Raw genomic sequence first — 16,355 nt, 5'->3', positions numbered from 1 at the left:
GGAATTAGTATGCATCAAATTCTAAAGGCAGACAAAACGATCGGCTTTATGCGTTGGTCGAAAGTTGCATTTGCATTTTCACTCGTAATGATTGCGACAGCGATCTTCACTTTGTCTACCAAGTGGCTGAACTGGGGTCTAGACTTCACTGGTGGTACCTTGATTGAAGTGGGCTTTGAACAGCCTGCTAATCTGCAAGATATCCGTAGTGCTTTGGAAGCGAATGGTTTTGGCGATGCTACCGTGCAAAACTTTGGCAGTGCACGTGATGTTATGGTTCGCTTACGTCCTCGTGATGATATCGCGGGCGAGACACTAGGCAATCAGATCCTCGCTGCTATCCAAGAGGGTACGGGCAAAAGCGTTGAAATGCGTCGTATCGAGTTTGTTGGTCCAAACGTCGGTGATGAGCTTACAGAAGCAGGCGGCTTGGCTATCTTAGCGTCTCTGATCTGTATTCTTCTGTACGTATCAGTCCGATTTGAGTGGCGCCTGGCTGCGGGTGCGGTAATGGCACTAGCGCACGATGTCATTATTACACTTGGTATCTTCTCGATAATGCAAATCGAAGTGGACTTGACGATCGTTGCGGCATTGTTGACCGTTGTCGGTTACTCGCTCAACGATACGATTGTTGTCTTTGACCGTATTCGTGAAAACTTCCGTAAGATGCGTAAAGGCGAACCTGCGGATATTATGAACAGCTCGATCACTCAGACACTGAGCCGTACATTAATCACCTCTGCGACTACCTTGTTCGTAGTGATTGCACTGTTTACTCAAGGCGGTGCGATGATCCACGGTTTTGCTACCGCGCTTCTACTGGGTATCACTGTAGGTACTTACTCATCTATCTACGTTGCTTCGGCACTGGCTCTAAAACTGGGTATTACCAAAGAGCACTTGATGCCACCTCAAGTAGAAAAAGAAGGTGCAGAATTCGACGAGATGCCTTAAATTGCGTTGAAATCTAAATGAAAGCCGCTGCTCGTCAGCGGCTTTGTTTTATCTGGAGGTATGTATTGTTTGACCGTATTCGAGCCACCGCCGCTCTTTTCGCTTTAGCAGTGTCATGGCCTGCGTTGTCCAGTATCTATTCGTTGGCGAACCTGACACCGGAGCAATTGCGCCTAGAGGCGAAAAACGGCACTTGGTATCACTGTTCAGAAAGCAACTATGCATCGACTTGGTGCATGGATGAATTGCGTTACTACAAGCAGACCTATTTTGCTGAACTAGCGACAGAGTCAAACCAAGTACAGCTCACGCTTTTGAAAGCTTACTCACCATTAACGCTGGTCGATTTACAGCTATATCTACGACAAGATGGATTTAAGCTAGAGTACGTAAATATTAATGGTGATGCGTTTGACGTAGAAGGGCGGCTTCTAAAAAACACCAGTGAGACCGAAACCCTTAAGCTAGATAAAGAGCTGATTCTCTTTCTAAATAGCTACCCACAAAGCGCACATCGGCACATGGTTTGGGGTAACAGAAACTGGAGAGTGGATCTTACGAGCGATGGTGAGATGGTAGAAGTAAAACTACATAGCCAGTATTGAATCAAAGAGTAGGGTGGTTAATTTCTGCGCACCACGTTTTAGTTACCGCTATCTAGGCAAGACATCATCGCGTAACTTGGTATGATGACATCAAACATAAAAAAGGAAGCAAAGTTATGCCGCATTTACGTTTTCGAGCTGTAGAGCCGCAAATTGTTCAGAGCCTTTCTAAGTCTTTGATTGATGAGCTCCAGCCACATATGGACTGTCCTCGTGAGGACTTTACCTTTGAGTATATTTACACTACGTTTTACTACGAAGGCGAAGTAAGCCCGGCGTATCCGTTTGTCGAAGTGCTCTGGTTTGACCGTGGGCAGGAAACTCAAGACGCGGTTGCCAGCATCATTACCCAGCAAGTGCGAGGCATGTTTGGCGAAGATGTTGATGTTGCAGTTATTTTCACTGCACTGAATGCAACTGGCTACTATGATAATGGTGAACACTACTAAATAAGGATAAGCCAATGAGAAAGATATTTAGAAACCCCTACCGACATATATCTTTCCTATTATCCTCACTGTTGTTTGCTCCCCTGGCTGTTTCAAGTCCATGGGAGCAAGTTAAAATCCCCTCTACTCAAGCTCCTCAATCCATAGGGAGTTATGCCAATGGCTGCTTAGCTGGTGCGGCTTCCTTGCCACTGCACGGTGAAGGTTATCAAGTCTTACGCAGCGAACGGCTAAGATATTATGGGCATCCAAGTAGCGTAAGTTTTATTCAGCGCTTGGCTGCACTCACCTCTAAACAGCTCGATACCACCCTACTGATTGCCGATATGTCTCTGCCAAAGGGAGGGCGTTTCTCTACGGGACACCGTAGCCATCAAACCGGGTTAGATATTGATATTTGGCTTAAGCTTGCAGACAAAAGGTTATCTGCTCAACAACTCAGTAACCCAAAGCCTCTGAGCGTCGTAAACCTCAAGCAGTATAAATTGCTGAAACAGAACTGGGACTTACGCCACTTTGAATTGATTAAACTGGCCGCCAGCGATGAGGGTGTCGCGAGAATATTTGTTCACCCCGTTATTAAGAATAAACTCTGCACGACTGAAAATGCGGGGGATCGGGAGTGGCTGCGTAAAGTTCGCCCGTGGTGGGGGCATCATTCTCACATGCATGTGCGCCTAAGGTGTCCGGCAGGCAATGACGGGTGCGTAGAGCAAGCGCCGCCACCGAAAGGCGATGGTTGTGGGGCTGAACTGCAAAGCTGGAGGCCGAAACCAGTACAAGCAAAAGCGAATAAACCGAAGTCAAAACCCACAAACAGAGTAAAAAAGAAAAAAGTGATGCCGGAGCAATGCCTACAACTCATCAGACAACAGAGTTAGAAGCGATCGGGCTTTACTGATTTTATGACAGGCTTCTCCTTACTGCTTTCGTTTATTGATTGGATTGTCGTTATGAAACTGGAGAAACATGACTCTATTGTCTAAAGTGATTATTAGACGTAGCAAACTGAAGTTATCTCAGTATCACACTATGGAAGTGCCGCTTGATCAGTCGATTATGAATGTTCCTCTGTTTATGTGAGAACGCATGTGTCGAGTCTTGATACTTGAACTTCCGAGTGAAACCTCGTTGAGTTGGTGGAGTAATCACAACATAAATAAACGGTAAAGTGGGCTGCCATGCCTACTGAAACGTTAATCAAGGACAAGACCATGACGATGATTTGTGCAAAAGAATTTGCAGGGTGGTTGAGACATAGGTTTAGCAGTGAGACAACTGGTGTATCCATCTCTCGAGAAGACATCACCCATCTGACGGGACGGCAGAGACTTGACCCAGGGTTTGTTTCTGATGTGCATTATGAATTGATGCAGTATGGGATGGCATTTGTGACGGATACAAGCCGTGAAAACTTTTACCTTATTCCTGTTTCGGAGGCCTTAAACTGGCGGGAACGACTGGAATACAATTTCGAGAAAGATCTATTTTGCAATATCTATCCGATGGAAAAATCAGGTTAAAAAAAGGTCCAACTTATCTTTAAAGTTGGACCTTTTTATTTTTATGCTAAACCTTGAATAATAACGAATTTTTCCAGCAATTCTTCATCGGTTTCGACATGATTTGGGTCAGTGATAATGCACTTAGTAATTGGACAAACCGACTGACAAGTGGGTTTGTCGTAGTGACCTTTACACTCGGTACATAAGTCCGGGTCGATCTCAAAGATAGAGTCACCCATAGAAATTGCACCATTTGGGCATTCAGGGTCACACATATCACAGTTAATGCACTTATCAGTGATCAGCAGAGCCATTTCTTTTTCCCAAGCAAAGGTTACTTGCCAGTAGGGTTACGAGTATCCTGACCAGCATTTAGGTTACGCATTAGAAGGCCGTATTCTAGATCCATATCTTCTGGAACTGGAATAAACACAAAGTGGCCGTTGCCTTTTGCATCTTCAATCGACTCTGACTTGCGGTTTTCCATTGCTTCTAGGGTGAAGACAACATTACCTTTTGGCGTCATCAGCTCTAGACTGTCACCAACAACGAATTTGTTCTTCACTTCAACTTCTGCCATGTCGCCACGACGTTTGCCAGTGAACTCACCAACGAACTGTTGCGCGTCAGATACTGAGTAGCCGTAGTCGTAGTTTTGGTACGCATCGTGTGTGTGACGGCGTAGGAAACCTTCGGTGTAACCACGGTGCGCTAGGCTTTCTAGCGTACCCATTAGGTTTTCATCAAATGGCTTGCCTGCAACCGCGTCGTCGATCGCTTTACGGTAAACCTGAGCAGTACGTGCACAGTAGTAGAAAGACTTAGTACGGCCTTCGATTTTCAGTGAGTGAACACCCATCTTGGTCAGACGCTCAACGTGTTGAACTGCACGCAGGTCTTTTGAGTTCATGATGTAAGTGCCGTGCTCGTCTTCGTAAGCCGCCATCTTTTCTTCTGGACGATGAGCTTCAGAAAGTAGAACCACTTCATCCGTTGGTTTGCCACGACCGATAGTGGTTTCAGGGCGCTCGTCTTGAACTTCGACAGGCTGCGCTTCAGTTGGGTCAAATTTCTCAACGATGTCGCCAGCGTCGTTTTCTTTGCCTTCTTCAACTTTGTATTCCCAACGACATGCGTTTGTGCATGTACCTTGGTTAGGGTCACGTTTATTGATGTAACCAGACAGTAGGCAGCGGCCAGAGTAGGCCATGCATAGAGCACCGTGAACGAAAACTTCGAGTTCCGTTTCAGGACAGTGCTCACGAATTTCTTCGATTTCTTCTAGAGAAAGCTCGCGAGACACAATCACACGCTCAACGCCGTTTGCCGCCCAGAACTTAACCGTAGCCCAGTTTACCGCGTTTGCCTGTACTGATAGGTGAATTGGCATGTCAGGGAAGGCTTCACGAACCATCATGATCAGGCCAGGGTCAGACATGATTAGCGCGTCTGGGCCCATTTCTACCACGGGTTTTAGGTCACGGATGAAGGTTTTTAGTTTTGAGTTGTGCGGCTGAATGTTGCAAACCACGTAAAGCTTTTTGCCTTGGGCATGAGCTTCGTTGATACCAATTTGTAGGTTTTCGTGGTTGAACTCGTTGTTGCGTACGCGAAGGCTGTAGCGAGGTTGGCCTGCGTATACCGCGTCTGCGCCATAGGCAAATGCGTAACGCATGTTTTTAAGGCTACCTGCTGGTGACAGTAGCTCAGGTACGAATGCTTTCTCAGTAGTCATGTATAATTCTCTTAATCTGATCTCAAGTCAGGGCTATTCCACCACATGGAATAGGGGCGCAAATTTTACGTTAAAACGTGACCTGTGACTACTCGAAATAAGAGAAAGATAAAAAAGCCTGCAGATCAGCAGGCTTAAAAAGTGCAGGTTAGAATCGGTATCCCAACGCTAGAGAGTAGGTCAAGGTACGAGATTCGCTGAGGTGCTCGGTGTATTCCACCCCCGTATTGACCGCAAACGAGCGAGTCACGTTAAACTCAAAACCACCACCAATGGCGAAGTTTTCGTCTTCAATTTTTGATGTGCCTGCACCTACCACTTTGCTCTCGATAGTAAAATCAGAGTAGCCAAGTGTCGCGTACGAGCTGACTAATGGGTTGAAACGGAATGTTGGACCAACATGGATACTGCTGTAGCTACGTGTGGTTTCAGAGACGGTGGTTAGCGTTGGACCTGGATCAACACGTGAAAAGGTATCCACGTCAGCAGTACCTGTCCAACTTGCGATGAACCCAACGGGGCTGTGGCCTTCATATCGATATTTTAATGTCACACCATGCAGTGGATCATTGAATTGTTTGATGTCTGTTTGCGCGTAACCAAGGCTAAAGGTGTGGTCCGCAGCTTGAGCATTAAAAGTCGCTGCGCTGATCAGTGCAGCAAGAGTCAGTATTTTTTGCATTGTTATTCTTGTCTTTAAAAATGAATCAAGATAGTGAGAAAACTATCGCTGATGATCATAAGGCGACAAATAAATGTGACCAATACCTCATATGGTAAAAGTATTGTAATAGTCTTTGAGCAGGGGTTATTACTAACTGATAATGATAACAAGTTTCATTTGTTGGCTGTCAATGTGTAACAGAATTAGTGTAAATATACAAAAACGCCCTCAGGCAGAGGGCGTTTTAAAACAGGTTAAGCGTTCGGGTTTGGCAGGCCGCCGAGTGCTTCATAAAGACTCGGCAAAAAGGCACTTAACTCTCCGCACATAAGCGAAAAGTCCGCATCAAAGCGAGCGGCTTGATCTTCACGGGGAATGTCATCGTTTTGATCTTTTAAATCATCTGAAAATTTAAGACGCTTGATGCTGCCATCTTCAGCCAGAATAAATTCGATGCGCTCTTGCCACCACAAAGACAGCTTAGTTACCATCTTGTCAGCTTCAATATGACTGCGAATTTCATCGGCAGTCAGTTCTTGCTTCTTACAGCGGATCACGCCACCTTCTTCCAGCACCGATTTTAGCTCGGCTTCGTCTAGCATTTGGATGCCAGCAGGTGTATTGCCGGTTTTCACCCATTCCGTCAGAGTCGTTTCAATCGCTTTTTCTGGAATAGCAGGTACCACAGGAAGGCTGCCCATCGTTTTACGCAATAGCGCCAGTACGTCTTCGGCTTTCTTATAGCTGCTCGCATCAACCAGAATGAAACCTTCTTTTGGCAAGATCAGCACGTAAGTGTGGTTGCTACGGCTAAATGCGCGTGGCAGCAAATCCATCACGATGTCTTCTTTCAGGTTGTCTTTCTCTTTCTTTTTCAGAGGGCGACCTTCCTGTGCTTCCATCGCATCAACTTTCGCGTTGAGTGATTCTTTGATCACCGATGCTGGAAGCATTTTTTCTTCTTTTTTAGCGCAGATAAGAATGCGGTTATCAGACACGTGCGTCATCATGTCACCGTGTTTACCCATCGCGGTGACCCAGCCAAATTTTTGCTTATCTTGGCTGCCACAAGGAGTAAAACGAAACTCTTCGAGCTGTTTTTCTAATTGGTCTGCGTTGAATTCGATATCACGGTTAAATCGGTAAACCAGACAGTTTTTAAACCACATATTCTTTCTCTATACCTTAACTTAAGTTGCCAATCATAAAGACTTTTCATGCCGATGTCTTAACCTATCCGCACAATAGTGGGATGAAAGTTATATGAAAATTTGTTTTCAAAGGTCACAAAAGTGTCATAATTGCTAGTGATAATGCTTACCGTTGCACAGGCCTAATGCGCCTTAAATAATTAAATTAACATAAGGTTATTCAATTATGTCTAGAAGGATTCTAGTTGTTGAAGACGAAGCTCCAATCCGTGAAATGTTATGCTTTGTTCTTGAACAGAAAGGTTACCAAGCGGTAGAAGCGGAAGATTATGATACTGCGGTAACTAAACTGGCTGAACCCTTCCCTGATCTCGTGCTTCTCGATTGGATGCTGCCAGGCGGCAGTGGCATTAACTTCATCAAACATATGAAACGTGAAGAGCTAACGCGCAATATTCCTGTTGTGATGTTAACGGCTCGTGGTGAAGAAGAAGATAAAGTACGTGGATTGGAAGTCGGTGCGGATGACTACATCACCAAACCGTTCTCCCCGAAAGAGCTGGTGGCGCGTTTAAAAGCGGTCATTCGTCGAGTGACTCCAACCGCCTTAGAAGATGTCATTGATGTACAAGGCTTAAAGCTAGATCCGGTTTCTCATCGCGTAACGGCCAATGATTTGCCTTTGGAGATGGGACCAACAGAATTCAAAATGCTGCACTTTTTTATGACGCACCAAGAGCGTGTGTATAGCCGAGAGCAGTTGCTTAATAACGTGTGGGGCACCAACGTCTATGTGGAAGACCGTACCGTTGATGTCCATATTCGTCGTTTACGTAAAGCGCTAGAAAATGCAGGTCACGATAAGCTGATCCAGACCGTACGTGGTGCTGGGTATCGCTTCTCTGTTAAGTCGTAATAGCGAGTGGAGAGGTAAGTGGTAGAACGGTTAACTTGGAAAAAGCTAGCCTGGGAGCTGGCTTTTTTTTACACCCCTTGGATAGTGGTCGGGTGGATATTTGGCTACATGCCTTGGCTTTTGTTGGCGGCAACGGTTATTCAGTTGGCTTGGCATCTGAACAACCAAATACGTTTTTCAGCGTGGTTGTTAGATGAAAAAAGGCTGACCCCACCATCAGGCACCGGAAACTGGGAATCGCTGTTTAATGGTATTTATCGAATTCAGCAGCGACAGCGTAAAAAGCGCAAAGAGCTAACCAATCTTATCCGCCGGTTCCGCAACGGTGCGGAATCATTGCCCGATGCGGTGGTGGTGTTTCGCAGCGAAGGCAACATTGTTTGGTGCAATAAACTGGCACAAGACTTACTCGGCTTTCGCTGGCCAGACGATTCTGGTCAACCAATCTCCAATTTAATCCGTACACCTGATTTCATTAAATACCTCAATAAAAGAGACTTTTCTGATCCGCTTGAAATGCGTTCTCCGCTCAACGTAGAACGTATGCTTGAGCTGCGTATCGTGCCTTACACGGAAGGCGAGCATTTGATGGTTGTACGTGATGTCAGCCAACTTAAGCAACTGGAAGGTATGCGCCGTAACTTTTTCGCCAACGTGTCACACGAACTGCGCACGCCAATGACGGTATTGCAAGGTTACCTGGAAATGACCGAAGACCCTGACATGGTGGTAGGGCCAATGTGGACGAAAGCGCATGGCGTGATGACCGAGCAGCTGAATCGCATGAACAGTTTGGTGAACCAGTTGCTGACCTTGTCGAAAATCGAAGCCGCGCCGATGCATGAGCTGGATGAAGTGGTGAATGTGCCTGCGATGCTCGATGTGCTGGAAAAAGAAGCCGCGAGTTTGAGTGGTGAGCAAAACCATCAACTGAGCTTTGAGGTGGATGAACAATTACGCGTTTTCGGCGATGAAGATCAACTGCGTAGTGCGATTTCCAACTTGGTTTACAACGCCGTTAAGTACACCCCAGCGGGCGCTGAAATCAATGTGCGCTGGTATGAAACGCCACAAGGAGCGTGTTTAGAAGTTGAAGACAGTGGTGATGGTATCGAGCCGCAACACTTGCATCGGTTAACTGAACGTTTCTACCGCGTCGATAAAGCGCGTTCACGAGATACTGGCGGCAGTGGTTTGGGGCTGGCGATTGTAAAACACGCGCTCACTCACCATGACTCTCATCTGAATATTCACAGTGAAGTTGGTGTAGGCAGTAAGTTCTCGTTTGTTTTGCCCAAGCGTTTGGTGGTGTACTAATGAGAAAGTTAGTACTTACTACAGCTATCATTTCCTCAATATCGAGTTTTTTTGCTCATTCAACTGAGATGCCAGAGTATCAGAAGGTGACTGGGGTGACAGGGACTTTAACCAGTGTGGGGTCTGATACGTTAGCGGGCATGACCACGCTTTGGTTTGAAGAATTTAAACTGCTTTACCCAAGTATCAATGCTCAGGTACAGGCGTCAGGCTCTTCAACCGCGCCGACCGCTTTGACGGAGAGAACCGCGCAGTTTGGCCCGATGAGCCGCGCTATGCGCAACCGTGAAATTGAGGCGTTCGAGCAAGAACACGGCTACAAGCCGACAGCGTTACGTGTGGCCATCGATGCGATTGGTATTTTTGTGCATCGTGATAACCCCATTAAAGGCATTAACTTTGCTCAGATAGACAGTGTTTTTTCGGCAACCTTGCGCTGTGGTGCAAATGCGCCCGTTTCTACATGGGCAGAGCTAGGGCTCAATTATCGCTGGGCGAAACGCAGTATCCAGCTTTTTGGTCGTAACTCGGTCTCAGGCACATATGGTTACTTCAAGAACAATGCGCTGTGTGGCGGTGACTTCAAAAACAATGTCAATGAACAGCCGGGATCGGCGTCGGTGGTTCAGTCTGTGGCATCGGCGATCAACACCATCGGGTATGCAGGGGTGGGGTATCAAGTTTCTGGCGTTAAACTGTTGTCCGTCGCCGAGGTAGGCGATCAGTATGTTGAGCCAAGCAAAGAACATATTTTGTCTGGTGAGTACCCACTATCCCGTTATTTATATGTGTACGTTAATAAACACCCGTCAAAGCCACTTTCACCGATTGAAAGTGAATTTATACGCTTTATTTTCTCTGCTCAGGGCCAAGCACAAGTGACAAAAGAAGGTTACATCCCCATTTCTCCTGAGATTGCGCATCAAGAACTAGAAAAAGTAGGCTTAGCAATACCAGCAGGCAAAGGCGACTAGCGTGCAGTCGAGTCGGCTCAAAAACTAAAAAGCCGCTAATAGTGCTTTGAGCGCTGCCAGCGGCTGAATAGTTTACTGCTAAATGCAGCCCTATTCTGTTAGGTTAAAGCGTTGTAGATCTAATTCCCATCCAGCACTTTTCCAGTACTCTTGCTCTGTGAGTAAGTCGGCATATAGCAGTTTGTTGTGCTCCAGCCAGTCCTCTTGATCTGAAGTGAGTGTCCACTTATCTCCTTCAACCGAAAGCGACAAGGGCGGTAATGGGTCTTCATTTCGCTGGCCATTGACCAAAATAGCCAGCCGCAAGATGCGAATTAGGCCGACGATGTACTTTTTCTTATAAAGCGTAAAATCTTCCATTTCGTTCAGCTTGAGGGCTTTGCGCTGGAAACGGACCAACATCGCCAACACGCGTTGTTGCTCACGGTTAAAGCCGGGCATGTAAGTGTGACGCAAAATATACGCGGAATGACGATGGAATGCTTGCAAGCTGATGCTCAAACCGACTTCATGGAGCAGAGCACTCCACTGCAGCAGGTCTAAAAGTTCAGAGCTTTTCTTGATGCTTAAATCGGAGTGAACTTGCTGGAAAAACTCCGTTGCTTGCCCTTTGATTTTAGCTGCATGCTCAAGGTCGACTACATGCTTGCTGGCCAGATTTTCTGTAGTGCGCATGCGGATATCAGAGCGCTTGAAGGCATCTTCCATTTCAAACAGGAGCCCTTCGCGTAAGGCTCCTTCAGAAAAATGCATTTCTGTCACTTTCAGATCTTTGATAATGGCGGCCAGAATCGCCACTCCTGCAGCGAAAACGGGTTTACGCTCAGGGGTTAGTCCCACTAGCTCAATCTCGTCGATGGTTTGCCACTCACACAGCTTTTCTATCAGCTTATCTAGGCGTTTAGCCGTGATGATGCCATCGTCAAAGCCTAGACCAATGAGTACTTCGCGTATTGCTTTGATGGTGCCCGAAGAGCCAAACGCGGTGTCCCAGCCTTTTTTGCGATAACTGTGTGCAATGGACTCAAGCTTTTGCTCCGCAGCTAACGTGGCGTGAGCAAAGTTCTTTTTGGAAAGTTTGCCATTTGCAAAGAATCGGTCAGTGTAACTGACACAGCCCATTTGCTTACTGTTGATAAGCTCGGCCTCAAACCCTCTGCCAATGATCATTTCCGTACTGCCGCCACCGATATCAATCACCAGCTTAGAATCGGACTCCGGCTGTGTATGAGCAACACCAAGGTAGATCAAACGTGCTTCTTCGACACCAGGGATGATTTCGATCGGAAAGGGTAACACTTCCTGCGCACGCTGAAGGAAAATATGCGCATTATTGGCTTGCCGCAAGGTATGTGTCGCAGCAATGCTGACGTTTCCTTCCTCGAAGCCTTGCAGGCGCTCTGCAAACATGGCCAGGCACTCCAGGCCACGTTCGATGGACGCATTATCTAAGTTATTCTGTTCGTCTAACCCTGATGCAAGCCGAACTCGTTGCTTGTGTCGGCTGACGAGTTGCAAGTCTTGGTCAACGACTTTAGCAACGACCATATGGAAGCTGTTAGAGCCAAGATCAATCGCGGCTACATCACGAATCTGCGGAGATTGATTGTTCATATATCGGCTGTTCTTTACGTTTGCGAGTCTGCTTTTCTATATTTTTAAGATAGTCGTAAATAGCAATCTGCGAGCGAACTTTCTTACGGTTGCCGCGGGGAACGTAGCTATTGCTCATTTCTTTGTCTATCCAGCGAGCTTTAACTGTATCGGTAAAGTGGATATTAATGATATCAATAATGCGCTGTTTTAGACGTTCATCACGAACAGGGGCCGTGACTTCAATTCGATTATCGATATTTCGCGTCATCCAGTCGGCCGAAGAGATATACACCTGAGGATCACCATCGTTATGCGTAATCAGCACGCGCGGGTGCTCTAGGAAGCGGTCAACGATACTAATGATCTTGATGTTGTCGCTAACACCTTCCACACCTGGCACTAACGAGCACATTCCTCGAATAATCATCTTAATTTCAACACCAGCGGCACTGGCTCCGTAAAGCTTATTGACTAGCCCTTTGTCGACAAGGTTATTGACTTTCAATGTAATCGAGGCCTTTTTACCTTGCTTAGCATTGGCGATTTCACTATCGATGATGCGGTACAGCTGCTTGCGTGAATTACGCGGCGAGACGATCAAGTGATTAAATCGCACCGGGCGGTATGGGTTTTCGATGTAGCCGAAGACATTACGTACCTCTTCGGTGAGTTCCGGGTCCGCGGTCAGCAGTGAGAAGTCGGTATAAATTCGGGCTGTTTTCTCGTGGAAGTTACCCGTACCAATATGAGCGTATCGGACGATCTCGTCGTCTTCTTTTCGGCTGATCAGCAGAAGTTTTGAGTGAATTTTCAGGCCAGGAGCACCAAAAATAACGTGTACTCCTGCCTCGGTCAAAATACGTGACCACTCTATGTTTGCTTCTTCATCGAAGCGAGCCTGAAGTTCAACTACCACAGTGACTTGTTTACCATTATGAACCGCATCAATCAGCGAGTTCATTAAGCGAGAGTCTTTGGCAACGCGGTAGATGTTGATTTTGATGGCGAGAACTTTTGGGTCAAAAGAGGCCTGTCTGACTAACTCACTGATGTGCTCAAAAGTGTGGTAAGGGTAGTAGAGTAAGATATCCTGATTTCTGATCGCATCAAACTTGTTGGCGTAGCCTTCAAAATCCGCACACTTCATCGGTGGTAGGGGCTTATTTTCTAAGTAGTCGCGCCCAACGTTCGGAAAGCCGATAAAGTCTTTAAAGTTGTGGTAGCGCCCGCCAGGAATTAAGCTGTCGTAGTTCGAAATCTGTAGTTTTTTGCACAAGATACGCAGCATTTCTTGCGGCATATCTCGCTCATAGACAAAGCGCACTGGCATCGCGGTTAAACGCTGGCTTAGTCCTTCTGACATCTGTTCCAGCAGGCTGTGTTCTACTTCGTGGCTTAGGTCGTATTCGGCATCACGTGTCATTTTCATCGCGTAGCCGTTGAGCGATTCATAGTCGAAAAAGCCACTGAACAATTCATCCAAGCAATAGCGAATAATATTATCGAGCAAGATAATGGTTTTACGGCGTTTGCCTTTTTGCTCCGGAACCATAACAAAGCGCGGTAAATGATCGGTTGGGATTTCGAGCAGTGCGTAATGACTTTTGTCCTGATTTTTAAGATCAACCGCAATATAAGCGTATTCGTCTTTTAAAAATTCGAGCACATCTATATCGTCTCGCAAAAAAAGAGGCGTGATGTGGGGAAGGACTTCATTGTGAAAGTATTTTTTTATCCACTTTTGTTGCGTTTCACTTAGCTGAGTCTCATTGACCAAAAAAATGCGGCGACGTGCCATTTCACGGATCAGTTCTGCGTACAGTTCGTCAAAGCTCTCGTTTAACTTGAGTGCTTTGGTTTGCATTTTAGTCAGTAGGTGTTTGGAATTGCCGTTTCCACCTTGCTCTTGATTGATCAAAATACGGCGTTTGACATCAGCGAATCTAACTTTATAAAACTCATCTAAGTTGTTGGAAAATATACCTAAAAAACGAATTCTTTCGATGAGTGGAACACTTTTATCTGCTGCTTCTTGTAATACTCGCTCGTTGAATGATAACCAGCTGAGCTCTTTTTCTATATACAGCTTTTCTGCGCTCATGTTTTAACCTTCTTAACGTGACTGACGATGTGTAAAGGATCAAATTAGCCTTACAAGCGTAGCAAACTAAGTTCTTTTTATGACACTTTTATTGCATTTATTTATTACATTGTTTTCAGCTGTTTAATGAGATCTGTAATATAATTGTCACTTAATCGAAATATTATACACTCGGGTTAATTTAGGTAAGAGAGACAAATGGCTAAAGCCGAATTTTCATTGCGTGAACGTGATCGAAAGCGATTGATCAAAGATCGATTGATTCGGCTTGCGGTGTCGACTGGTGGGGTAGGGGTCTTGGCAGCTTTGGTGCTGATATTCCTCTATCTTGCCATGATGGTGTTACCCCTGTTTTCTGACGCGAAACTGACGCCTAATGTTGCCGAGCAAAGCATTTCTGTTGCTGATCCTGTTGCGTTGGGGATAGATGACCACGGTGAGCACGCGTATGTGATTGCTCAATCGGGTACGGTCGATTTTTTAGAATTACGCTCTCCGAACGCACAGTCACCCCACCGAGTTGAACTAGGCAACCACTTTACGCTGTTTGCCAAGAGTATTGCATCTGAAGGGTGGTTTGCATTGGCGACCCAAGAGGGAGAGGTTAAGTTATTCCGCCCTAAAATGACGAGCGTCGTTAATGGGAGTAAGCGGACATTTTCTCCCTCTGTAGAGCAGCGAGACCTTAAGCAAATGCTTGCCGGTGATACACCGCTGGTGGACTTCCAGTTTGCCACTGGCGAACAACTCACATTGGCTGGCTACTACCAAGACAAACGAGTCCGAGTGGTTTGGCAAGATCGATTGGGTCAGCAGCAACAGTATGAATTCAGTCAACCGTTCGAACAGCTTAGCCAGATGATTCTTACGCCTAATGGCGAAACATTATATTTGCGCAGTGGCTCTGAGTTGGTGATTGCCAAAAAAACGCAGCAAGGTTTTGTCGTTCGTGAGTTGGTGGATTTGAGTTTAGGGCGTGAAACACATGTTGTTTCCAATATCACCTTACTGTCTGGTGCATACTCTTTATTGGTGAGCTATCAAGACGGCTTAGTCTCGCAATGGTTTGATGTGTTGTCTGAAGAGCAACGTTCCCTGACTCGTATTCGTGACTTTCAGTTAGCCTCAGAACTGCAATTTATCTTGCCGGATACTTACCGAAAAGGCTTCTACAGCTTCTATATTAATGGCACGGTGCAAAACCATTACACCACCAGCGAGAAGTTGGTGATATTTAATCGCGCCTACGATAAAGCGCCAAGCATGGCGGCGATGTCAAACAATGAAAAGTACCTGTTGGCGCTCTCTGATTCAACTCTCACGTTGGCAGCGATAGACAACCCATTCCCAGAAATCTCTTTGTCCTCTCTGTGGCAGAAAGTGTGGTATGAAAGCTACCCAGAGCCCGCTTATGTGTGGCAAACCACCTCTGCCAATAATGAGTTTGAGGCTAAGTTCAGCTTAGTACCGATTGCTTTTGGGACATTAAAAGCCGCGGCGTTTGCGATGTTGTTTGCCGCGCCGATAGCGGTGTTAGGCGCCATTTATACCGCCTACTTTATGACGCCGAGCATGCGTCGTATCGTTAAACCATCGATAGAGCTGATGGAAGCACTGCCGACGGTGATTATTGGCTTTCTGGCGGGGTTATGGTTTGCACCAATCGTTGAGAGCAACCTTGCTGCGATTGTCGCTTTAATGCTGTTTTTGCCCGTTTCCACCATCTTAGTCGGAGCTATTTGGCATAAGTTACCTAAGGCTTGGATCAATCGTTTCGCAAACGGATGGCATGCGGCGATCTTGATGCCAGTGATTGTGCTGGTCTCCATGCTTATCTTGTCTCAAAGTGGCGCTATTGAGCAGTGGTTATTTGAGGGTGATGTTCGAGTTTACCTAGCTGAACATGGCATTGGTTTTGACCAGAGAAACGCGTTGGTGGTGGGCTTTGCCATGGGCTTTGCGGTGATCCCAACCATATTTACGATTGCAGAAGACGCCATATTCTCTGTGCCAAAACACCTTTCTGACGGTTCTTTAGCGCTGGGAGCCACACCGTGGCAAACGCTCATTTATGTGGTGTTGCTGACCGCCAGCCCAGGTATATTTTCTGCCATTATGATGGGCGTAGGGCGAGCAGTGGGCGAAACCATGATTGTGCTGATGGCAACAGGTAACACCCCAGTCATGGATTGGAATATCTTGGAAGGCATGCGAACCCTTTCCGCCACGATTGCCGTTGAAATGCCAGAGTCTGAAGTGGGCAGTTCTCACTATCGTTTATTGTTCCTTTCTGCCCTCATTTTGCTGGTGTTTACGTTCGCCGTGAACTCGGTAGCAGAATGGGTAAGGCAAAGGTTAAGAGAGAAATACCGTGCGCTGTAATCA

General features: G+C 46.3%; 15 protein-coding genes. 9 read left to right on the top strand and 6 right to left on the bottom strand.

The window, feature by feature from the left end; translation table 11 throughout:
• Positions 1-9 precede the first annotated feature (9 nt).
• From secF to VNE01S_RS07710, 5 genes are all read left to right on the top strand, one after another.
• Positions 10-957 (top strand): protein translocase subunit SecF, encoded by a 948-nt coding sequence (gene secF / locus VNE01S_RS07730; protein WP_053395296.1) that lies wholly within the window; start codon positions 10-12, stop codon positions 955-957.
• 65 nt (positions 958-1,022) lie between these two features.
• A complete protein-coding gene (locus tag VNE01S_RS07725) occupies positions 1,023-1,562 on the top strand; it encodes a hypothetical protein (RefSeq protein WP_053395295.1) in 540 nt (179 codons plus the stop codon).
• Between the two features lie 116 nt (positions 1,563-1,678).
• Complete coding sequence (locus VNE01S_RS07720; RefSeq protein WP_053395294.1) at positions 1,679-2,011, top strand: DUF1904 domain-containing protein; 333 nt, start codon at positions 1,679-1,681, stop codon at positions 2,009-2,011.
• 14 nt (positions 2,012-2,025) lie between these two features.
• Positions 2,026-2,892, top strand: a complete 867-nt coding sequence (gene mepA / locus VNE01S_RS07715; RefSeq protein WP_082331669.1) for a penicillin-insensitive murein endopeptidase — start codon at positions 2,026-2,028, stop codon at positions 2,890-2,892.
• Between the two features lie 333 nt (positions 2,893-3,225).
• On the top strand, positions 3,226-3,534 hold the full coding sequence (locus tag VNE01S_RS07710) for a hypothetical protein (RefSeq protein ID WP_053395359.1): 309 nt from the start codon (positions 3,226-3,228) through the stop codon (positions 3,532-3,534).
• 41 nt (positions 3,535-3,575) lie between these two features.
• On the opposite strand, the gene VNE01S_RS07705 is transcribed toward VNE01S_RS07710, so the two are convergent.
• The 4 genes from VNE01S_RS07705 to rdgC form a co-directional block, all read right to left on the bottom strand.
• Entirely contained in the window at positions 3,576-3,830 is a 255-nt protein-coding gene (locus VNE01S_RS07705) for a YfhL family 4Fe-4S dicluster ferredoxin (protein ID WP_053395293.1), read from the bottom strand.
• Positions 3,831-3,850: 20 nt separating this feature from the next.
• Positions 3,851-5,251, bottom strand: coding sequence for a prephenate-dependent tRNA uridine(34) hydroxylase TrhP (trhP, locus tag VNE01S_RS07700; protein WP_053395292.1), 1,401 nt, complete (start codon positions 5,249-5,251; stop codon positions 3,851-3,853).
• Between the two features lie 148 nt (positions 5,252-5,399).
• A complete protein-coding gene (locus tag VNE01S_RS07695) occupies positions 5,400-5,933 on the bottom strand; it encodes an Ail/Lom family outer membrane beta-barrel protein (RefSeq protein ID WP_053395291.1) in 534 nt (177 codons plus the stop codon).
• A gap of 236 nt (positions 5,934-6,169) precedes the next feature.
• On the bottom strand, positions 6,170-7,084 hold the full coding sequence (gene rdgC / locus VNE01S_RS07690) for a recombination-associated protein RdgC (protein WP_053395290.1): 915 nt from the start codon (positions 7,082-7,084) through the stop codon (positions 6,170-6,172).
• Between the two features lie 208 nt (positions 7,085-7,292).
• Here rdgC and phoB point away from each other — a divergent pair, with 208 nt between their 5' ends.
• From phoB to VNE01S_RS07675, 3 genes are read left to right on the top strand one after another with little or no spacing between them, the layout of a single operon-like run.
• Positions 7,293-7,982 (top strand): phosphate regulon transcriptional regulator PhoB, encoded by a 690-nt coding sequence (gene phoB, locus VNE01S_RS07685; RefSeq protein ID WP_053395289.1) that lies wholly within the window; start codon positions 7,293-7,295, stop codon positions 7,980-7,982.
• An 18-nt stretch (positions 7,983-8,000) separates the two neighbouring features.
• A complete protein-coding gene (phoR, locus tag VNE01S_RS07680) occupies positions 8,001-9,299 on the top strand; it encodes a phosphate regulon sensor histidine kinase PhoR (protein ID WP_053395288.1) in 1,299 nt (432 codons plus the stop codon).
• On the top strand, positions 9,299-10,273 hold the full coding sequence (locus VNE01S_RS07675; RefSeq protein ID WP_053395287.1) for a PstS family phosphate ABC transporter substrate-binding protein: 975 nt from the start codon (positions 9,299-9,301) through the stop codon (positions 10,271-10,273). The genes phoR and VNE01S_RS07675 overlap by 1 nt, the downstream gene beginning before the upstream one ends.
• 90 nt (positions 10,274-10,363) lie before the next feature.
• Here VNE01S_RS07675 and ppx read toward each other — a convergent pair whose 3' ends face one another.
• Both ppx and ppk1 read right to left on the bottom strand, forming a co-directional pair.
• Positions 10,364-11,887, bottom strand: coding sequence for an exopolyphosphatase (gene ppx, locus VNE01S_RS07670; protein ID WP_053395286.1), 1,524 nt, complete (start codon positions 11,885-11,887; stop codon positions 10,364-10,366).
• Positions 11,859-13,970 (bottom strand): polyphosphate kinase 1, encoded by a 2,112-nt coding sequence (gene ppk1 / locus VNE01S_RS07665; protein ID WP_053395285.1) that lies wholly within the window; start codon positions 13,968-13,970, stop codon positions 11,859-11,861. Before ppk1 ends, ppx begins: the two co-directional genes overlap by 29 nt.
• A 198-nt stretch (positions 13,971-14,168) precedes the next feature.
• Here ppk1 and VNE01S_RS07660 point away from each other — a divergent pair, with 198 nt between their 5' ends.
• Positions 14,169-16,352 (top strand): ABC transporter permease subunit, encoded by a 2,184-nt coding sequence (locus VNE01S_RS07660; RefSeq protein ID WP_053395284.1) that lies wholly within the window; start codon positions 14,169-14,171, stop codon positions 16,350-16,352.
• Positions 16,353-16,355 lie beyond the last annotated feature (3 nt).

Origin of the sequence: Vibrio nereis NBRC 15637 (assembly GCF_001591105.1) — a bacterium.
Classification (GTDB): domain Bacteria; phylum Pseudomonadota; class Gammaproteobacteria; order Enterobacterales; family Vibrionaceae; genus Vibrio; species Vibrio nereis.
This window is presented reverse-complemented; position numbering and strand designations above follow the sequence as displayed.